Source organism: Amycolatopsis sp. 3B14 (assembly GCF_050958625.1).
In the GTDB taxonomy this organism is placed as follows: Bacteria; Actinomycetota; Actinomycetes; order Mycobacteriales; family Pseudonocardiaceae; genus Amycolatopsis_E; species Amycolatopsis_E thermoflava.
Window position 1 is genome coordinate 78,060 of the sequence record NZ_JBHZEN010000056.1, and the last position, 18,031, is coordinate 96,090.

Sequence of the window (18,031 nt, forward strand, 5' to 3'; positions counted from 1 at the left end):
TGCGACCGCGGGGCCACTGCCTTTCGCGGGCTCAGTCGAGCGCCGCGTCCAGCGTGATCGTCGTGCCGGCCAGCGCCTTCGACACCGGGCAGGTCTGCTCGGCCGTCTTCGCCAGCTCGGCGAACTTCGCCGCGTCCACGCCGGGCACGCTGGCGCGCAGGGTGATCGCGATGCCGCTGATCTCGAAGCCGCCGCCCGCGGCCGGGCCGAGCGTGACCTCGGCGCTCACGTCGATGGACTCGGCGCGCAGGTTCTGCGACTCCAGCACGCCGGACAGGTTCATCGCCAGGCACGACGAGTGCGCGGCGGCGATGAGCTCCTCCGGGCTGGTCTGGCCCTCCGGGTTGCCCGCGCGGGTCGGGAACGACACGTCGAACTGGCCTGCGTTCGACGAGTCGAGCGTGACGTGGCCCTTGCCGTTCTGCAGGCCGCCTTCCCAGTGGGTGGTGGCGTCGCGACTGGGCATGGTGTTCCCCTTCCGTCAGGTGAAGATCCTTCCGCCAACGAACATAGCGGGCAATTCAATTGTGCGCAACACATCCACTGTGGAAAGCTGGCGGTCGTGATCAGAACCGAGCCGGCCTTCGACGGCGGCGAGCGCGAGCAACTGGGCGCCTTTCTGGACTTCCTGCGCGAGGCCGTCGTGCTCAAGTGCGCGGGCCTGACCGACGAGCAGGCCCGCCGCAGCCTCGTGCCGAGCGAGCTGACCACGATCGCCGGCCTGGTGGGCCACCTGACCTATGTGGAGCACCACTGGTTCGAGGTGGTCCTCGCCGGCCGTCCCAGCCGGTGGGAGGAGAAGCTGGCCGCCGACCGCGACGCGGACTTCCGTGAGGCGCTCACGATCCCGCTCGCGGACCTGGTGGCGGCCTACCGCGCGCAGTGCGCGGTCAGCCGCGAGATCGCCGCCGGGCTGGCGCCGGAGACCCTCGTGTCCTTCCGGGACGGCTCGATCAACCTGCGTTACGTGCTGATCCACATGGTGGAGGAGACCGGGCGGCACGCCGGGCACCTGGACCTGCTGCGTGAGCTGACCGACGGCCGGACCGGCGAATGACGCGTCCGGCGCGGTGATTTTGCAACGCCACGGCCGACACGCGGCGTGGCTACTGGATTCCGCTTCGCCGGATCCCTACCTTCGGCGGACGGAGCGGGGAGTTGACATAACTCTGAACCTTGAGTTTAGGTTGAGGGTTTTTCGCTCCCGGTGAGCGGTACGAGGAATTCACGATAGGAAGGCGGACCCGATGACGCCCCCGCACAACTACCTCGCGGTGATCAAGGTCGTCGGCATCGGCGGAGGCGGCGTGAACGCCGTCAACCGCATGATCGAGGTCGGCCTCAAGGGTGTCGAGTTCATCGCGATCAACACGGACGCGCAGGCGCTGCTGATGTCCGACGCCGATGTCAAGCTCGACATCGGCCGCGAGCTGACCCGTGGCCTTGGCGCCGGCGCCAACCCCGAGGTGGGGCACAAGGCCGCCGAGGACCACCGCGAGGAGATCGAGGAGGTGCTCAAGGGCGCCGACATGGTCTTCGTGACCGCGGGCGAGGGTGGTGGCACCGGCACCGGCGGCGCGCCGGTGGTCGCCTCGATCGCGCGCAAACTCGGCGCGCTCACGATCGGCGTGGTGACCCGGCCGTTCACCTTCGAGGGCAAGCGCCGCGGCAAGCAGGCCGAGGACGGCATCCAGGCGCTGCGCAACGAGTGCGACACCCTCATCGTCATCCCCAACGACCGGTTGCTGCAGCTCGGCGACATCGGCGTCAGCCTGATGGACGCGTTCCGCTCCGCCGACGAGGTCCTGCTCTCCGGTGTCCAGGGCATCACCGACCTGATCACCACGCCGGGTCTGATCAACCTCGACTTCGCCGACGTGAAGAGTGTGATGTCCGGCGCGGGCAGCGCGCTGATGGGCATCGGCTCCGCCCGCGGCGAGGGCCGGGCGGTGCAGGCCGCGGAGAAGGCGATCAACTCGCCGCTGCTGGAGGCCTCGATGGAGGGCGCGCACGGTGCGCTGCTGTCCATCGCGGGCGGCTCCGACCTCGGCCTGTTCGAGATCAACGAGGCCGCCTCGCTGGTGCAGGAGGCCGCGCACCCCGAGGCGAACATCATCTTCGGGACGATCATCGACGACTCCCTCGGCGACGAGGTGCGCGTGACGGTGATCGCGGCCGGGTTCGACTCCGGCTCGCCCACCCACAAGAAGCTCGAGCCGCCCGCCGTGGGCAACCGCTCGTCCACCGCCTCGGCCGAGGCCGGGCAGGTCCGCACGCCGGCCCCGGCGGCGTCGGCGCAGCCCCCGGCCCCGCCCGCGGGTGGCGGCTTCCCGGTGACGCCGCCGCGGACGCCGCCGTCGGGCACCAACTACGGCACGCCGTCCAGCGGGCTCCCGCAGGCCGGTGGTGGCAGCCGCAGCTACCCGGCGCCGCGCACGAGCACGAGCCAGGGCAGCCTGCCCAGCCGGGCCGTCCCGGTGACCGACGACCCGTCCGACGACGACGTAGACGTCCCGCCGTTCATGCGGCGCTGAGCCGGCGCCGGGCCTGACGTGTGGTCAGGCCCGGTGGTACCGCTCGATCTCGTCGACGGCGAGCGCGAGCACCCGCAGCTCGTCGTCGTCCAGGGGCCACGGCGGGTTCGATTCGGCCGCTTCCAGGCGTTCGCGCGCCAGGATCGCCAGCAGGTCCGGCACTCCCGTGCCGAGCAGCATCTCGATGAGCGGGGCCGACCAGTGCGGGTAGGGGAACCGCGCGGCGTGCCGGCTCGCCTTGGCTTCCTGCCAGATCTTCCGCGCCGCTTCGGGCCCGTCGTGGTGCGCCGCGTCGTGCAGCAGGCGGCACCAGCCGATGTCCGAGCGGTGCGCGGCGCCGCTGAACTCGCCCCACACGTCGGCCTCGGCGACCTCCCGGAACAGCCGCAGCGCCGCGTCGCGGTCGCCCGCCTCGTACCGCGCGTGCGCCTCCTCCAGTTTGATGTTCAGCCGCCGCTCGGCGGTGGCGCCGTGCTTGGCGAAGTACTCCTCGTGGTCGCGGGCGAGGTGCGCGGCGTCCTGCACCCGGTACGTGAAGTCCCAGAGCTCCTGGACCTCCTCGTCCGGGACGCCGTGCTCCAGTGCTTCTTCGATGAGGGCGACCGCGCGGTCGTTGTGCTCGTGCATCTCGCCGGACTCGAGGAACTCGATGTCGTCCAGGTGGCCGTATGCCCCGGCGAGCGCGAACGCGCCGCGCACCGCCGGGTCCACCTCGTCCAGGCGCTCGTCCACGGCTTCCGCGATGCGGCCCCACCGCTCGTGTCCGGGCGGGGTGAACAGCGCGGCCAGCTCCGGCGGCAGCTGCCCGGAGGTGGCCAGCGCGCGGACGCTCGGGGGCACGGGTGGCAGGTCCATGGCGGTGAGACCGGCCGAGCACCGCGTCCGGTTCCCAGTAGGCTCAGGGGAAACCAGGCGAGTGGAGGTAATGGGACTTGCGCATCCGTCGGGTGGTCACGACCAGGGCGGGTGGCGTTTCGGCGCCGCCGTACGACACGTTCAACCTCGGCGACCACGTCGGTGACGACCCGGCCGCGGTCGAGGCCAACCGCAAACGGCTGGGCACCGAGCTCGGCGTCGAGCGGGTGGCCTGGATGGAGCAGGTGCACGGCCGCACGGTCACCGTCGTCGACGGCAGCGAGACCGCGCCGGCCGAGGCCACCGACGCGCTCGTGACGAAGACCCCCGGCCTGCCCGTCGCCGTGCTCGTCGCGGACTGCGTGCCGGTGTTGCTCGGCGACCCGGAGACCGGTGTGGTGGCCGCGGTGCACGCCGGCCGCGTCGGCGCCCGCGTCGGGGTGCTGCCCGCCGCGCTGGAGGCGATGGTCGAGGCGGGCGCCGAGATGGGCCGCATCGAGGTGCTGCTCGGCCCGGCCATCTGCGGCGAGTGCTATGAGGTGCCCGCCGAGATGGCCGCCGACGTGGACAAGCACCTGCCCGGCAGCGCGACCCGCACCCGCGCCGGCAAGCCGGGGCTGGACCTGCGCGCCGGGCTGTGGCGCCAGCTCGCCGAGGCCGGCGTCGGCAAGGTCGGCGTCGACCCGCGCTGCACGGCCGAGGACCCGACCCTGTTCAGCTACCGGCGCGACGGCACCACCGGTCGCATCGCCGCGCTGACCTGGGCCGAGCCGGAATGAGCGACGAGCAGCGCCGGGAGGAGATCGCCAAGGCCCTCGCAGCCGTGGAGGCGCGTGTCGCCGACGCGTGCGCGGCCGCCGGACGGCCGCGCGCCGAGGTGCGCCTGCTCGCCGTCACCAAGACCTTCCCCGCGACCGACGCGGCCCTGCTCACCGACCTCGGCCAGACGGACCTCGGGGAGAACCGCGACCAGGAGGCCGGTCCCAAGGCGGCGGAGCTGCGCGCGCTGCGGCCGGACGCGCGGCCGCGCTGGCACATGATCGGGCGGCTGCAGCGCAACAAGGCGCGGTCGGTGGTGCGCTGGGCCGACGAGGTCCAGTCCGTCGACTCGGTCCGGCTCGCCGACGCGCTCGCCAAGGCGCTGCGCAACGCGCGCGAGGCGGGGGAGCGGTCGGCTCCGCTGGACGTCCTGATCCAGGCCAGCCTCGACGACGATCCGTCACGAGGCGGCTGTCCGCTCCCTCATCTGGGTGAGCTGGCCGATCACATCGCCGGGCTGGACGGGCTGCGGCTGCGCGGGCTGATGGCGGTCGCGCCGCTGGGCGCGGACCCCGCCCCGGCCTTCGCGCGCCTGGCCGCCGCGGCCGCTGACCTCCGCCGGAGCCACCCGGACGCGGTGGAGCTGTCCGCGGGGATGAGTGGTGATCTTGAACCCGCCATCGCGCACGGTTCGACATGTGTGCGTGTCGGAACCGCGTTGCTCGGCGCGCGCGGTCTAGCCTCGCCGTAGCGAGATCACCCGGAAGTGAGCGATCGCGTCCGGGTAGTCAGGTGAGGGAGCGGCTAGGGAGAGGCATGAGCGCGCTGCAGAAGCTGAAGGCCTACTTCGGCATGATCCCGGCCGACAGTGACGGTTACGACGGCTACGACTCCTACGAGGCCGCCGACCGGTACGACGAGGACTACCGCCGCGACTACGCGGACGAAGCCTACGACGGCTTCGACGAGGAGCCGCTGCCGCGTGCCCGCCGACGGTACCGCGACGGTTCCGACTACGACGAGGAGGGCCCGCTCCGCGCGCGGCCGCGGTCGCCGGAGCCGTCGGTGCACGGCGCGCTCGCGGTCGAGCGGCAGCCGGAGCCGGTGGCGCGGCTTCGCCCGGTGCCGGAGCCCGCCAGGGCGTCGGCACCGCGGGACGCGCTCGGGCGGATCACCACGCTGCACCCGACGAGTTACGTCGAGGCGCGGGGGATCGGCGAGGCCTACCGCGAGGGCATCCCGGTGATCATCAACCTGACCCAGATGGAGAACGCGGACGCCAAGCGCCTCGTGGACTTCGCGGCCGGGCTGGCGTTCGCGCTGCGCGGCTCGATGGACAAGATCACCAACAAGGTGTTCCTCCTCTCGCCGCCGGACGTGGAGGTGACCGCGGAGGAGCGCCGCCGGATCGCCGAGGGCGGGCTGTTCCTCCGTCACTGAGCGCGACCGCCTGCTCCGGGAAATGGGGTGGAACAGTGTGATGGCACAACTACAGGTCGTAACAATTTAGGCCGAACGGGTGAAACCGTTGGCTAAATCACAGTTCGATTACGTGACCCGGGCAGACCGGGCGTTCCGGGTGCTCCCGGGGTCACGGCGATGTGGCAGAGTGGTGTTCGTGGATGCGGTCCGGCTAGTCCTCTACTACGTGCTGTTCGTCTTTTGGCTGCTGCTCACAGCGCGTGTCGTGGTGGAGCTCGTGCGTGCGTTCGCACGGGATTGGCGCCCCGCCGGCGGGGTTGCGGTGACGCTGGAGACCATCTACACAGTGACCGATCCTCCGGTCCGCGTGGTGCGGAGGATCATTCCGATGGTTCGCATTGGCGGCGTCGGACTGGACTTATCGATTATGGTGCTGCTGTTGGTTGTGTTCATACTGATGCAACTGGCGCTTCCTGGGTGACTTCGGGGGAACCCAGGTGTCGGAGCAGGCCATGGAGTGCGTGAGGTGATCTGATGTCGTTGACCCCCGCTGACGTGCATAACGTTGCGTTCAGCAAGCCACCCATCGGCAAGCGGGGCTACAACGAGGACGAGGTGGACGCGTTCCTCGACCTGGTGGAGACCGAGCTCGCGCGGCTCATCGAGGACAACAACGAGCTGCGCCAGCAGGTCGAGCAGCTCGACGCCGAGCTCGAAGGCACCCGTGCCGACCTCGAAGCCGCCCGCGCAGGCACCGGCCCGCAGGAGCGCCGCCTGGCGCCCGTGCCGCCGCCGTCGGCCGCCGAGCAGACCCAGGCCCACCCGATGTCGGACGGCGGCGAGCCGAACGTGCAGGCGGCGAAGGTCCTCGGTCTCGCCCAGGAGATGGCCGACCGGCTGACCGCCGAGGCCAAGACCGAGTCCGACGGCATGCTCGCCGAGGCTCGCGCGAAGTCCGAGCAGCTGCTCTCCGACGCCCGCACCAAGGCCGACTCGATGGTCAACGAGGCGCGCACGCGAGCGGAGAACATGCTCAACGACGCCCGCACCCGTGCCGAGACGCTGGAGCGCCAGGCGCGCGACAAGGCGACGACCATGGAGCGCGAGGCTCAGCGCAAGTACACCGAGACCATGAACACGATGAACAGCGAGAAGACCGCGCTGGGCAAGAAGATCGAGGAACTGCGCACCATCGAGCGGGAGTACCGCACGCGGCTGCGCGGGTTCCTGGAGTCGCAGCTGCGCGAACTCGACGACCGCGGCTCGGCCGCACCGGCGTCGGCGTCCTCGAACTCGGGACAGGCGGGCGCCGGATCGGGCAGCGGCCAGGGCTACTCGTTCGGTCCGCGGGCCGAGGCGGGCTGAACTTCCCGGTGACGGTTCCGGCACTCCGCGTGGGAGGGTCGGAACCGTTCCGGGCGTGGTTCGTGTTGTAATTCAGCGTGCTCTTCATCGTTCTGGTCCTGGTTCTGGCCGCGCTGGGGTTGCTGATCGCGGCCCTGATCACGGCGAACTCGCTGTGGGCGTGGATCTCGATCGGCCTGTCGGTCGCCGCCGGGCTGCTGCTGGTGGTCGACTTCGTGCGGCGCCGGGTGGCCCGTCGCCGCGCGTCCGCGGTGGAGGAGCAGGCCGAGGAGCCCGCCGCGGGAGCGTCGACGGACGACGACGAGCCGTCGACGCCGGAAGCCACGGCGGTGGAGAAGCCGGCGGACGAGGCTGCCCGGGAGACCCCGGCCGCGGAGGTCGAGGACGCGCCGGCGGACCAGACCGCGCTGATCCCCACGGCCGGTGAGCTCGTCGGCACGGCCGAGGAGGGCGAGCCGGGCGAGGAGTCCACGGACCCGGCGGACGCGGAGATCGTGGACGAGCTGGACGTCGAGGTCGTGGTCGTGGACGAGCACCCGCGCTACCACCTGACCGATTGCGGCTGGCTGGCCGACCGCGACACCATCCCGATCTCCGTGAAGGAAGCCCGGGACCTCGGTTTCACGCCGTGCGCGCGCTGCACCCCGGACGCCCACCTGGCCGAGGCACACCGCGCGAAGGCCTGATTCGCTGGCCGGCTGCGGGCGTGCTCGGCGATCCCGGTGTCGGTGAAGGAAGCTCGGTACCTTGGTCTTACGCCGCGCGCTGCGCCCCTGATGCTGGCCTCGTCGAGGCGCACCGGGCGAAGGCCTGAGTCGCCGCCCGGCTGCGGGCGTGCTTGGCCGGGCGCTCAGTCTGTGGCGGGTCGGGCGATCTTTCGCGCCGTGTGCGTGCTGCGCCTCTGATGCTCACTTGGCTGAGGCGCACCGGGCGAAGGTCTGATTTGTCGCCCGGGCGTGCGGGTGCTCAGCGGTCCCGATCTTCGTGAAGGAAGCTCGGGACCTCGGTTTTGATGCCGTGCGCGCGCTGCACCCCTGGTGCCCAGCTGGCCGAGGCGCACCGGGCGAAGGCCTGAGTCGCCGCCCGGCTGTGGGCGTGCTTGGCCGGCGCTCAGTCTGTGGCGGGTCGGGCGATCTTTCGCGCCGTGTGCGTGCTGCGCCTCTGAGACGCACCAAGACATGGCGAGTCGGCGCCCGGTTGTGCAGCCGGGCACTCAGTCCGTGGCCCGGATGCCCAGCCGGTCCGCGAGGACGTCCGCACCGCTCTCCGTGAGTCTCAGCGCCCGGTGCCCGGGCCGGCGCCTCGTGACCCACCCCTGCTCCAGGAACCGCTCGGCGAGCGCCGCGCCCAGGGCGCCTGCCAGGTGGTGCCGCTGTTCGGACCAGTCCAGGCAGAACTTCAGCATCGGCCGCCGCCCGCGGGCCGCCTCGACGGCCGTCACGTCCAGCCCGAGCGGCCCCAGCACCTCCGGCGCCGCGGGGCCGATCGCGTACGGGTGCTCGGCCAGCGGCTGCGACAGCCGGTCGTCCGGGCGCCGTCCGGTGCCGTCGACACCGTCCGTCGTGACCAGCGCCCCGCGCTCGACGAGCGCCGCCGTCACCTGCACACCCAGCCTGCCGGCGAGATGGTCGTAGCAGGTCCGGGCCAACCGCAGCGCCTGCGCCCGCGTCCCCGCCCGGAGCGAGGTGACCGGCTGGGCGGGGGAGTGCCGGGCGAGCGTCTCCAGGATCTCCACGGCGTCCGGCCGCAACCGGTAGAAGCGGTGCCGCCCGGATCGTTCCGCCTCGACCAGCCCCGCCTCCCGCAGCTTGGCCAGGTGCGCGCTGACGCCCGGCGCGGACAACCCGGCTTCCCCGGCCAGCACGGACGCCGCGAGCGCCCGCCCGTCGGCGAGCGCGGTGAGCACCCGGACCCGCGCCGGATCCGCGAAGAGCGCCGCGGTGCGCGCGATGTCGACGTCGCCTCCGCTCATGCCTCCATCATGCCCCGCGGACACTTCCGCCGCCGCCGAAGTGTCCTCTCCTTGATCGTCGCTTGTGGACACGCCGTCCGGTGAGTCGATCTCGTGGTGCACGGGGACCGGATTATTACTTGGCTGTCGGAAAACTCGTCGGTTCAAGGTCCACTGTGGATTGCCGTCCAGGTCTTGCGGGCGGCCCGGCCGACTTGCAGACTGGGGTGAGCGGGACCTCCCGGAGGCCTGGTTCGGTTCCACGGGAGTGATTCTTCCTTGTGCCGCAACTGGAAATCCGGACAAACAGGGTGATTCCATGGCGTTCACCGGTTTGCGGCGAGCGGTCCGTCACGCCACCAGCCGACGCGACGAGCAGGCCGCCGCGCAGTACGCCGACCCCGACCTCGTGCGCGGATACGCCGAGGCGTACGAGTCGGGGCGCGCCACCCGGTACTTCCAGTCGCGGCTGCATGCCGTGGACGAGGCGCTGCGCCCGGTGTCCGGTGCGCTGCTGGACGTCGGGTGCGGGCCGGGCATGCTGGTGCGCCACCTGCTCGACACCAGGCCGGGCGACTTCCGCATCACCGCGTGCGACCGGTCGGCCGCGATGATCGAGGCCGTGGCCGAACGCGCGGGGACCAGCGACGTCGGGCTCTTCGTCGCCCGCATCGAGGACATGCCGTTCCCGGACGCCAGTTTCGACGTGGTCGTCGCCATGGGCGTGCTGGAATACGCCCGCGCCCGCGAGGGTGTGCGCGAACTCGCCCGGGTCGTGCGCCCGGGCGGGCTGGCCGTGGTGAGCATGCTCAACCCGACCAGCCCCTACCGCCTCGTCGAATGGTGCCTCTACTGGCCGTTCCTGCGCCTGCTCGCGCAGGTGGAGCGCCTGGCGGGGGTTCCGCCGGGGCGGCGGCACACCGTGCCCAAGAGCGGCATCCGGGCGGTTCCGGCGCGCTGGCTGCGCCGCATGCTCCGCGGCGCCGGGTTCGAACCGGCCGATCTGCTGTACTACGACGTGACGCCGTTCGTGCCGCCGCTGGACAAGGTGATCCGCGAGCGGCGGCAGGGCTGGCGGGACCACATCGACCGGACGGTCAGCCGCGGGCCAGGGCGGTGGCTGGGCACCGGATACCTGATGACCGCCCGGCGAGCCGGGCACGCGCCGGGGCGTGCGGTCCGCCGGGCTAGCGTCGCGTCCGCATCGCGAGCCTGACCGGGCACGCCTGGCGGGGGAGCGCGACGAGCAGCCGCACCGCGGCGGCGAGGTCGTCGGGCCCGCCCGCGGACCCCGCCGCGTCGTCCCACCCGAGGTCGAGCGCGGACACCCGCACGCCGCGCGGTCCTTCCTCCTCCCGCAGCATGTCGGTCACCACCGACAGCGCGGCCTTGCTCGCGGCGTAGGCGCCCCGTTCACCGGGCGAATCCGCGACACCGGGCGAGTTCACGACGATCACCAGCCCGCCCGCGGCGCGGAGGGCGGGCAGCGCGCGGGCGGTGAACCGCGCGACGTCGAACACGTTCGCCTCGAACAGTTCGCGCCACGTGTCCACCGGCGTTTCGGCGAGCGGTCCGGCCGCGTACTCGTCGATGCAGTGCACCAGGACGCCGATTCGCGCCGGACCCGGGCCCTCGTCCGGCCACGGTTTCGCCGGCGGGCAGGCCGCCGCCAGGCCGGCGGCGCTCCGACCGCCCGCGCCGGCGACCCAGACCTCATGGGTGTCGGCCAGCGCCCGGACGACCGCGGCGACGAGCGGTCCGGACTCACCGGCGACGACGGCGACGGGATCGGATTCCACCGCTGCCACCTCCACGGCACGCGAGAATGCTCGACCGTTCCCCCGATCGTAGTTCTGTGAGGCGAGAATTGCGCGGCGCCGCAACACTTCCACGCCGGTGAAAGCGAATCCGCGGTCTCCTGGGGCGATGTCCGACAAGCGATCGACCGTGCTGTTCACCCAGTGCGCCGGGATGTTCCTGGTCCAGCTCGACGTCACGGTGGTGAACGTCGCGCTGCCGAGCATCGGCGCCGGGTTCCACGCCGATGTGCCCGCGTTGCAGTGGATCGTCGACGGCTACACCGTCGTGCTCGCCGCGCTGCTGCTGACCGGCGGGGCGCTCGGTGACGTGATCGGCCACCGCCGGGTCGTGCTCGCGGGCCTGGGAATCTTCGGGCTCGCCTCCGCCGGGTGCGCCCTGGCGCCGGGCGCCACGGCCCTGGTCGCCGCCCGAGTCGCGCAGGGGGCCGGGGCCGCGCTGCTGCTCCCCGGGACCCTGGCGGTGATCACCCGCACCTTTCCCGGCCGCCGGGAACAGGCCAGGGCGCTCGGCGTCTGGGCCGGGGTCTCCGCGCTGGCGCTTGCCGCAGGCCCGCTGCTGGGCGGACTGCTCGTCACGGCGACCGGGTGGCGCTCGCTGTTCTGGATCAACGTGCCGCTGACCGCCCTCGCGGCCGCCGGCACCCTGCTCGTGCCCGCGGACCCGCCCGCCCGCGGCCGGGTGGACGTCATGGGCGCCCTGACCGGCGCCACCGCGCTCGGCGCGCTGGTCTACGCGGTCATCCAGTCCACCGCGCCGGCCGTCGTGCTCGGCGTCGCCGCCGCCGTGGCGTTCCTGGTGATCGAACGCGGCGGCCGGGCGCCGATGCTGCCGCTCGAACTGCTGCGCTCGCGCACCTTCGCCGCGGCCAACGTCGTCGCGGGCGCGATGAACTTCGCAGGCCTCGGCACGATCCTGCTCGCCACCCTTTACCTGCAGGGCGTCCGCCACGCCACCCCGCTGACCGCCGCGCTGGCGATGCTGCCCGGGTTCCTGCCGCTGTCGCTGCTGGCCCCGGTCGCCGGGCGGCTCACCGCGCGCTTCGGCCCGCGCCCGGTGATGATCGCCGGGCTGCTCACCGGCGCGACCGGCCTGCTCGGCCTGCTGCGGATCACCCCGGACAGCACCGCGGCCGGTGCGTTCCTGCCCGCGTTCGCCCTGCTCGGCGTGGGGCTGGGCCTGCTGACCGCGGCCGTCGTGGCCGCGGCGGTCGGCGGCGTCCCGGCGGGCAAGGCGGGCGTGGCCGGCGGCGTCAACAACACCGCGCGGCAGGCGTGCGGCGCGCTCGGGATCGCGACGTTCGGGGCCATCGCAGGCAGCCCGGCCCACCCGGCCGCGTTCGTGCACGGGCTGCACGCCGCCGGTCTCCTGGGCGCCGGGATGTGGCTGGCCGCCGCCGTGCTCACCGCCGCCGCGGTCGGCCGACCCTGCGCGAAACCGGGTTGCGGGAGGCGGCTAACCTGGAAGGACACGGCGTAGATCCGGCCATCACCGGGGAGCCTCCGGAAGAACGGGACCAGGTGGTCCTCAGTAGAACCGGACGGGTGCGGCCCGTCACAGCCGTCAACGAAGGGGCCCGCTCGGTGAGCGGGCAAACGGGGTGGTACCGCGGAAGCGGCGCTCAGGTGGCGCCTTTTCGTCCCCGTGCTGGATCCCCGGCGGATCCGCCACGAGAGCGACGAGCACCCGCGAGGAGCGCACCGATGTACCCGAAGGCTCAGCTCGGCGACGGGCCGGCAGGCCAGGTCCCGTCCCAGCCGTCCTTCCCGGCGCTGGAGACCAGCGTGCTGGCCTACTGGGAGTCCGACCGGACCTTCCAGGCCACCATCGACGCGCGCGAACCGGGGACGAACGGCAGCAACGAGTACGTCTTCTACGACGGCCCGCCGTTCGCCAACGGCCTGCCGCACTACGGTCACCTCCTGACCGGTTACGTCAAGGACATCGTGCCGCGGTACCAGACCATGCGCGGCCGCCGCGTCGAGCGCCGCTTCGGCTGGGACACCCACGGCCTGCCCGCGGAGCTGGAGGCCGAGCGGCAGCTCGGGATCACCGACAAGTCGCAGATCGACGAGATGGGCATCGCCGCGTTCAACGACGCGTGCCGCGAGTCAGTCCTGCGCTACACGAACGAGTGGCGCGAGTACGTCACCCGCCAGGCCCGCTGGGTCGACTTCGACCACGACTACAAGACGCTCGACGTCACCTTCATGGAGTCGGTGATCTGGGCGTTCAAGCAGCTGTGGGACAAGGGCCTGGTCTACGAGGGCTACCGCGTGCTGCCCTACTGCTGGCGCGACGAGACCCCGCTGTCCAACCATGAGCTGCGGATGGACGACGACGTCTACGCCAGCCGCCAGGACCCGGCGCTGACCGTCGGGTTCCGCGCCGAGGGCAACGGCACCGACCTGGACGGCACCTACCTGCTGATCTGGACCACCACGCCGTGGACCCTGCCGTCGAACCAGGCGGTCGCGGTGCACCCGGACGTGGACTACGTCGTGGTCGAGCGGGACGGGAAGCGGTTCCTGCTCGCCGAGCCGCGCGTCGCCGCCTACGCCAAGGAACTCGGCGAGGAGCCGGCCGTGGTGGCCCGGTACCGGGGCGCCGACCTGGCCGGCGTGAAGTACGCGCCGCCGTTCCCGTACTTCCTCGGCAACGAGAACTCGCACCAGGTGCTGCTGGCGGACTTCGTCACCACCGACGACGGCACCGGCATCGTGCACATGGCCCCGGCCTACGGTGAGGACGACAAGGCCGCCGGCGACGCCGCGGGCATCACGCCGGTCACCCCGGTCGACGCGCGCGGCCGCTTCGACTCGACCGTGCCGGACTACGAGGGCCAGCAGGTCTTCGACGCCAACCCGGACATCATCAAGGACCTCAAGTACGGCACCGGTTCCGCGGCCCGGCAGGGCGCGGTGCTGCTGCGGCACGAGACCTACGAGCACTCCTACCCGCACTGCTGGCGCTGCCGGAACCCGCTGATCTACCGCGCGGTCTCGTCGTGGTTCGTCAAGGTGACCGCGTTCAAGGACCGCATGGTCGAGCTGAACCAGCAGATCACCTGGTACCCCGAGCACGTCAAGGACGGCCAGTTCGGCAAGTGGCTGGAGAACGCGCGCGACTGGTCGATCTCCCGCAACCGCTACTGGGGCACGCCGATCCCGGTGTGGATGTCCGACGACCCGGCGTACCCGCGGATCGACGTGTACGGCTCGCTGGACGAGCTGGAGCGCGACTTCGGCGTGCGGCCCACCGACCTGCACCGCCCGCACATCGACCAGCTGACCCGGCCCAACCCGGACGACCCGACCGGGAAGTCCACGATGCGCCGGGTGCCCGAGGTGCTGGACGTGTGGTTCGACTCGGGTTCGATGCCCTACGCGCAGGTGCACTACCCGTTCGAGAACGCCGAGTGGTTCGAGCACCACTACCCGGGTGACTTCATCGTCGAGTACATCGGGCAGACGCGCGGCTGGTTCTACACGCTGCACGTGCTCGCGACGGCGCTGTTCGACCGGCCGTCGTTCCGCACCTGCGTCTCGCACGGCATCGTGCTCGGCTCCGACGGGCAGAAGATGTCGAAGTCGCTGCGCAACTACCCGGACGTGACCGAGGTGTTCGACCGGGACGGCTCCGACGCGATGCGCTGGTACCTGATGGCCAGCCCGATCCTGCGCGGCGGCAACCTGATCGTCACCGAGAAGGGCATCCGCGACGCGGTGCGCCAGGCCGTGCTGCCGCTGTGGAACTCCTACTACTTCCTCGCGCTCTACGCCAACGCCGAGGGCGTGGAAGGCCGGTGGCGCACGGACTCCACGCACGTGCTGGACCGCTACATCCTGGCCAAGACCGGTGAGCTGGTCACCGACGTGCAGTCCGCTTTGGACATCTGCGACGTCGCGGGCGCCTGCGCCACCGCGCGGGACTTCCTGGAAGTGCTGACGAACTGGTACGTGCGCCGGTCGCGCGAGCGGTTCTGGGCCGGTGACAAGGACGCGATCGACACGCTGCACACGGTGCTGGAGGTCGTGTCGCGGACGATGGCCCCGCTGCTGCCGCTGACCACCGAGGTGGTGTGGCGCGGGCTCACCGGCGGCCGGTCGGTGCACCTGCAGGACTGGCCGCTGGTCGACGAGCTGCCCGCCGACGCGGCGCTGGTGACGGCGATGGACCGGGTGCGCCAGGTGTGCTCGTCGGCACTGTCGTTGCGGAAGGCGAACAAGCTGCGCGTGCGGTTGCCGCTGGCGAAGATGCTGATCGCGGCCGACGACGCGGAGGCGCTCGCGGACTTCACCGACATCATCGCCGACGAGGTCAACGTCAAGTCGGTCGAGCTCAGCACGGACGTCGCCGCGCACGGCCGGTTCGAGGTCGCGGTCAACGCCCGCGCCGCCGGGCCACGCCTCGGCCGGGACGTGCAGAAGGTGATCAAGGCCGTCAAGGCGGGCGACTGGACCACCTCGCCGTTCGGGGCCGTGGTGGCCGCCGGCATCGAACTGGCCGAGGGCGAGTACGAGCGGCGCCTGGTCGCCAAGGAGGAGGGCGCCACCGCGGAGCTGCCCGGCGGCTCCGGCCTGGTGCAGCTGGACACCGCGGTGACCCCGGAGCTGGCCGCCGAGGGCGTGGCGCGCGACCTGGTCCGCGTCGTGCAGCAGGCGCGCCGTGACGCCGGGCTCGACGTGGCCGACCGGATCGCGCTCACCGTCGACGCGCCGGCGGACGTGGTCGCCGCGGCCAAGGCCCACGAGGAGTTCGTGGCGGGCGAGACCCTGGCGAACTCGGTGTCCTACGGGCAGGTGGACGGCGGTTTTGGGGGCGCGGTCGGCGACGGCGACAAGATCACCGTGTCGGTAACGAAGGCCTCCTGATCACCGACAGACCGGGAAACACCAACAGGGGGTTTCGCCGGTGACTTGGCGCGGGTGGGTGCTGGCGGGTGGCGCGGCAGCGGTCGTCGCGATCGTCGTGGCGGCCGTTGTCGTCGTGTGGGGCGGGTCCTCGCCGGACAAGCCCCAGGCCAGCGGCTCCGGCGCCGAGGACCCGGGCACCGTGGCTTCACGGTTCCTGCTCGCCTTCGCCGAGGGCAACGCCGACGCGGCGGCGGCGCTGACCGACGACCCGCGCGCGGCGAGCGTGCTGCTCGCCGACGCCCGCCGCGGCCTGGCCCCGGTGTCCGTTTCGGCGCGGCTGGGCCAGGTCACGCCCGCCGCCACCCGGGCCACCGCGACGTTCCAGGTCAGCTGGACGATCGCGGCCGGGCAGGTGTGGTCCTACGACAACAGCCTCGACCTGGTCGCCGCCGGCGGCCGCTGGCTCGTGCACTGGAGCCCCGCGGTGGTGCACCCGAAGCTGCGGGCCGGTCAGCAGCTGGCGGTGCGCACGCGCGTCGGCAAGAACGCCGTGGTCGACCGCAACGGCAGGCCCGTCCTGACCTGGCAGACGGCGGGCACGCAGCCGGCGGAGCCGGGCGTGGCGCCGCTGCTGGTGCCCGCGTTGCAGCGGACGGTGTCCGGGCGGTCGCAGGGCGGCTGGTCGGTGGTCAGCACGGATGTCGACGGCGCGGTGCAGGAAACCCTGTTCGGCCAGGGCGACGTCGAGGTGGCGCCGCTGACCACGACCCTGAGCCTGCCCACGCAGGCGGCGGCGCAGCGGGCGGTCGACTCGGCGGCGTACCCGGCGATGCTGGTGGCGATCCAGCCCTCCACCGGCGACCTGCTCGCGGTGGCGCAGAACGCGGCGGCCGGGGCCGAGCCGAAGGCGCTGAACGGCCTGTACGCGCCGGGGTCGACCTTCAAGATCGCCACCGCGGCGGCGCTGCTGGAGTCGGGCGCGGCCACCGCGGACACGATCGCCGACTGCCCGGCCACCGCGCGCATCGGCCAGCGCACGATCCCCAACGACGACCAGTTCTCCTACCCGCCGCTGCCGCTGCACTCGGCGTTCGCGCACTCGTGCAACACCACGTTCGCGCAGCTCGCCTCGACGTTGCCGCCGGACGCGCTGGCCGACGCGGCCAGCGGGTTCGGCCTCAACGCCGACTTCACCATCCCGGGCATCACCACCGAGGCGGGCAAGGTGGTCCCCACCACCAGCGGCGCCGAGCAGGTCGAGTCCGCGATCGGGCAGGGCACCGTGCAGGCGAGCCCGTTCGGACTGGCCCTGATGGCGGCCACCGTCGCCCGCGGCGACGAGGTGACGCCGCGGCTGTGGCAGGAGCTGGCGACGTCGGTGAACACCGGCTACCGGGCGCCGTCGGTGGAGGTGATCGCCGCGCTGCGGACGATGATGCGCGAGGTCGTCACCGGCGGCACCGCGACCGGGCTGCGCGGCGACGGTGTCGTGTACGGCAAGACCGGCACGGCGCAGTTCGGCGACGGCAGCCAGGCGAACGGGTGGTTCGCCGGGTACCGCGACGACGTGGCGTTCGCGGTGCTGCTGCTCGGGTCGGACTCCTCCAAGCCCGCCGTCACGGTGTCCTCGGCCTTCCTCGGCGCGCTGAGCTGACGTTTCGGCCGCGGCCGAAACGCGCGGCCACTAGCGTGGCGGGTGTGGAGACGATCGCACTGGCCGAGGTGGCCGCGGTGCTCGCCGACCCGAGCCGGGCGGCCATGTGCCTCGCCCTGCTCGACGGGCGGGCGTGGACCGTCGGGGAGCTGGCCCGTACGGCGGGGATCGCGCCGTCGACGGCGAGCGAACACGTCAGCCGCCTGAAGGAGGCGGGGTTCGTGGCGGGGGTGAAACAGGGGCGGCACGCCTACGTGCGGATCGCCGACCCGCGGGTGGCCGAGCTGATCGAGCACCTGGCGCAGCACGCCGGGCACCGGTCCGCCTCGGGCTTGCGCGAGTCCCTGCGCGTGCGGCGGCTGGCGTTCGCGCGCACCTGCTACGACCACCTGGCCGGCACGGTGGGCGTGGCCCTGCGTGACGGCATGATCCGGACGGGACTGGTGTCCGACGGGGACGGCCTCGCGCTGACCGAGCGCGGTCGTTCGGTGCTCGGCGAGCTGGGGGTGACGATCCCGGCCGGGCGGCGCCCGTTGCTGCGGGCGTGCCTGGACTGGACCGAGCGCCGCGATCACCTGGGCGGCGCGCTCCCGGCGGCGCTGTTCGAGCGCGGGGTGGAGGCGGGCTGGTTCGTGCGGCGGCCCGACCGGGCGGTGGTGGTGACCGAGGCCGCCGGGGAGCCGCTCGCGCTCCTGGGCGCGCAGCTGCCCGCCGACCGCCCCGGGGCGGCCTGACGCTTGGGTGCTCCTGCGGGGCTTGCACTGGCCACTCGTCGTCATCGTGTGCGCACCTGCCGTCGAACCCACCCGCCCGCGTC

Annotated in this window: 17 protein-coding genes; 13 read left to right on the plus strand and 4 right to left on the minus strand. The window is 72.5% G+C overall.

Going from position 1 to position 18,031, the window contains the following annotated elements:
- Nucleotides 1–31 precede the first annotated feature (31 nt).
- A complete protein-coding gene (locus ACCP09_RS29605) occupies nt 32–466 on the minus strand; it encodes an OsmC family peroxiredoxin (protein WP_123682726.1) in 435 nt (144 codons plus the stop codon).
- A gap of 96 nt (nt 467–562) precedes the next feature.
- Here ACCP09_RS29605 and ACCP09_RS29610 point away from each other — a divergent pair, with 96 nt between their 5' ends.
- Both ACCP09_RS29610 and ftsZ read left to right on the plus strand, forming a co-directional pair.
- On the plus strand, nt 563–1,057 hold the full coding sequence (locus ACCP09_RS29610) for a DinB family protein (protein WP_431902157.1): 495 nt from the start codon (nt 563–565) through the stop codon (nt 1,055–1,057).
- 190 nt (nt 1,058–1,247) lie between these two features.
- Nucleotides 1,248–2,534 (plus strand): cell division protein FtsZ, encoded by a 1,287-nt coding sequence (ftsZ, locus tag ACCP09_RS29615; RefSeq protein WP_027930873.1) that lies wholly within the window; start codon nt 1,248–1,250, stop codon nt 2,532–2,534.
- Between the two features lie 24 nt (nt 2,535–2,558).
- Here ftsZ and ACCP09_RS29620 read toward each other — a convergent pair whose 3' ends face one another.
- Nucleotides 2,559–3,389, minus strand: coding sequence for a hypothetical protein (locus tag ACCP09_RS29620; protein WP_433751907.1), 831 nt, complete (start codon nt 3,387–3,389; stop codon nt 2,559–2,561).
- Between the two features lie 77 nt (nt 3,390–3,466).
- Here ACCP09_RS29620 and pgeF point away from each other — a divergent pair, with 77 nt between their 5' ends.
- From pgeF to ACCP09_RS29650, 6 genes are all read left to right on the plus strand, one after another.
- On the plus strand, nt 3,467–4,168 hold the full coding sequence (gene pgeF, locus ACCP09_RS29625; RefSeq protein WP_027930871.1) for a peptidoglycan editing factor PgeF: 702 nt from the start codon (nt 3,467–3,469) through the stop codon (nt 4,166–4,168).
- Nucleotides 4,165–4,899 carry a YggS family pyridoxal phosphate-dependent enzyme gene (locus tag ACCP09_RS29630; protein WP_433751909.1) on the plus strand — a complete coding sequence of 245 codons (735 nt, stop codon included), beginning with the start codon at nt 4,165–4,167 and terminating at the stop codon, nt 4,897–4,899. The genes pgeF and ACCP09_RS29630 overlap by 4 nt, the downstream gene beginning before the upstream one ends.
- A gap of 65 nt (nt 4,900–4,964) precedes the next feature.
- A complete protein-coding gene (locus ACCP09_RS29635) occupies nt 4,965–5,588 on the plus strand; it encodes a cell division protein SepF (RefSeq protein WP_027930869.1) in 624 nt (207 codons plus the stop codon).
- Between the two features lie 178 nt (nt 5,589–5,766).
- Entirely contained in the window at nt 5,767–6,051 is a 285-nt protein-coding gene (locus tag ACCP09_RS29640) for a YggT family protein (protein ID WP_026153057.1), read from the plus strand.
- A gap of 53 nt (nt 6,052–6,104) precedes the next feature.
- On the plus strand, nt 6,105–6,935 hold the full coding sequence (gene wag31 / locus ACCP09_RS29645) for a DivIVA-like cell division protein Wag31 (protein ID WP_433751912.1): 831 nt from the start codon (nt 6,105–6,107) through the stop codon (nt 6,933–6,935).
- Between the two features lie 77 nt (nt 6,936–7,012).
- A complete protein-coding gene (locus ACCP09_RS29650; RefSeq protein ID WP_433751914.1) occupies nt 7,013–7,621 on the plus strand; it encodes a hypothetical protein in 609 nt (202 codons plus the stop codon).
- Between the two features lie 527 nt (nt 7,622–8,148).
- On the opposite strand, the gene ACCP09_RS29655 is transcribed toward ACCP09_RS29650, so the two are convergent.
- Nucleotides 8,149–8,907, minus strand: coding sequence for an ArsR/SmtB family transcription factor (locus ACCP09_RS29655; RefSeq protein WP_433751916.1), 759 nt, complete (start codon nt 8,905–8,907; stop codon nt 8,149–8,151).
- A 298-nt stretch (nt 8,908–9,205) separates the two neighbouring features.
- Between ACCP09_RS29655 and ACCP09_RS29660 the strand changes: the two genes are divergently transcribed.
- Entirely contained in the window at nt 9,206–10,102 is an 897-nt protein-coding gene (locus tag ACCP09_RS29660) for a class I SAM-dependent methyltransferase (protein WP_433751918.1), read from the plus strand.
- Here ACCP09_RS29660 and ACCP09_RS29665 read toward each other — a convergent pair.
- Nucleotides 10,074–10,685 (minus strand): SDR family NAD(P)-dependent oxidoreductase, encoded by a 612-nt coding sequence (locus ACCP09_RS29665; protein ID WP_167344587.1) that lies wholly within the window; start codon nt 10,683–10,685, stop codon nt 10,074–10,076. The two genes, ACCP09_RS29660 and ACCP09_RS29665, sit on opposite strands and share 29 nt — an antisense overlap.
- A gap of 127 nt (nt 10,686–10,812) precedes the next feature.
- On the opposite strand from ACCP09_RS29665, the gene ACCP09_RS29670 reads away from it, so the two are divergent.
- The 4 genes from ACCP09_RS29670 to ACCP09_RS29685 all read left to right on the plus strand — a co-directional run bounded on the left by ACCP09_RS29670 (nt 10,813) and on the right by ACCP09_RS29685 (nt 17,948).
- Nucleotides 10,813–12,183 carry an MFS transporter gene (locus ACCP09_RS29670; protein ID WP_433751921.1) on the plus strand — a complete coding sequence of 457 codons (1,371 nt, stop codon included), beginning with the start codon at nt 10,813–10,815 and terminating at the stop codon, nt 12,181–12,183.
- 224 nt (nt 12,184–12,407) lie between these two features.
- On the plus strand, nt 12,408–15,578 hold the full coding sequence (ileS, locus tag ACCP09_RS29675) for an isoleucine--tRNA ligase (protein WP_433751923.1): 3,171 nt from the start codon (nt 12,408–12,410) through the stop codon (nt 15,576–15,578).
- Between the two features lie 58 nt (nt 15,579–15,636).
- Entirely contained in the window at nt 15,637–17,214 is a 1,578-nt protein-coding gene (locus ACCP09_RS29680) for a penicillin-binding transpeptidase domain-containing protein (RefSeq protein ID WP_433751943.1), read from the plus strand.
- 44 nt (nt 17,215–17,258) lie between these two features.
- Nucleotides 17,259–17,948 carry an ArsR/SmtB family transcription factor gene (locus tag ACCP09_RS29685; protein WP_027930863.1) on the plus strand — a complete coding sequence of 230 codons (690 nt, stop codon included), beginning with the start codon at nt 17,259–17,261 and terminating at the stop codon, nt 17,946–17,948.
- Nucleotides 17,949–18,031 lie beyond the last annotated feature (83 nt).

Coding starts and splice junctions, on each gene's coding strand:
- ACCP09_RS29605 (WP_123682726.1), bottom strand. CDS start 466: ATGCCCAGTCGCGACGCCACCACCCACTGGGAAGGCGGCCTGCAGAAC.
- ftsZ (WP_027930873.1), top strand. CDS start 1,248: ATGACGCCCCCGCACAACTACCTCGCGGTGATCAAGGTCGTCGGCATC.
- ACCP09_RS29620 (WP_433751907.1), bottom strand. CDS start 3,389: ATGGACCTGCCACCCGTGCCCCCGAGCGTCCGCGCGCTGGCCACCTCC.
- ACCP09_RS29630 (WP_433751909.1), top strand. CDS start 4,165: ATGAGCGACGAGCAGCGCCGGGAGGAGATCGCCAAGGCCCTCGCAGCC.
- ACCP09_RS29635 (WP_027930869.1), top strand. CDS start 4,965: ATGAGCGCGCTGCAGAAGCTGAAGGCCTACTTCGGCATGATCCCGGCC.
- wag31 (WP_433751912.1), top strand. CDS start 6,105: ATGTCGTTGACCCCCGCTGACGTGCATAACGTTGCGTTCAGCAAGCCA.
- ACCP09_RS29655 (WP_433751916.1), bottom strand. CDS start 8,907: ATGAGCGGAGGCGACGTCGACATCGCGCGCACCGCGGCGCTCTTCGCG.
- ACCP09_RS29660 (WP_433751918.1), top strand. CDS start 9,206: ATGGCGTTCACCGGTTTGCGGCGAGCGGTCCGTCACGCCACCAGCCGA.
- ACCP09_RS29670 (WP_433751921.1), top strand. CDS start 10,813: ATGTCCGACAAGCGATCGACCGTGCTGTTCACCCAGTGCGCCGGGATG.
- ileS (WP_433751923.1), top strand. CDS start 12,408: ATGTACCCGAAGGCTCAGCTCGGCGACGGGCCGGCAGGCCAGGTCCCG.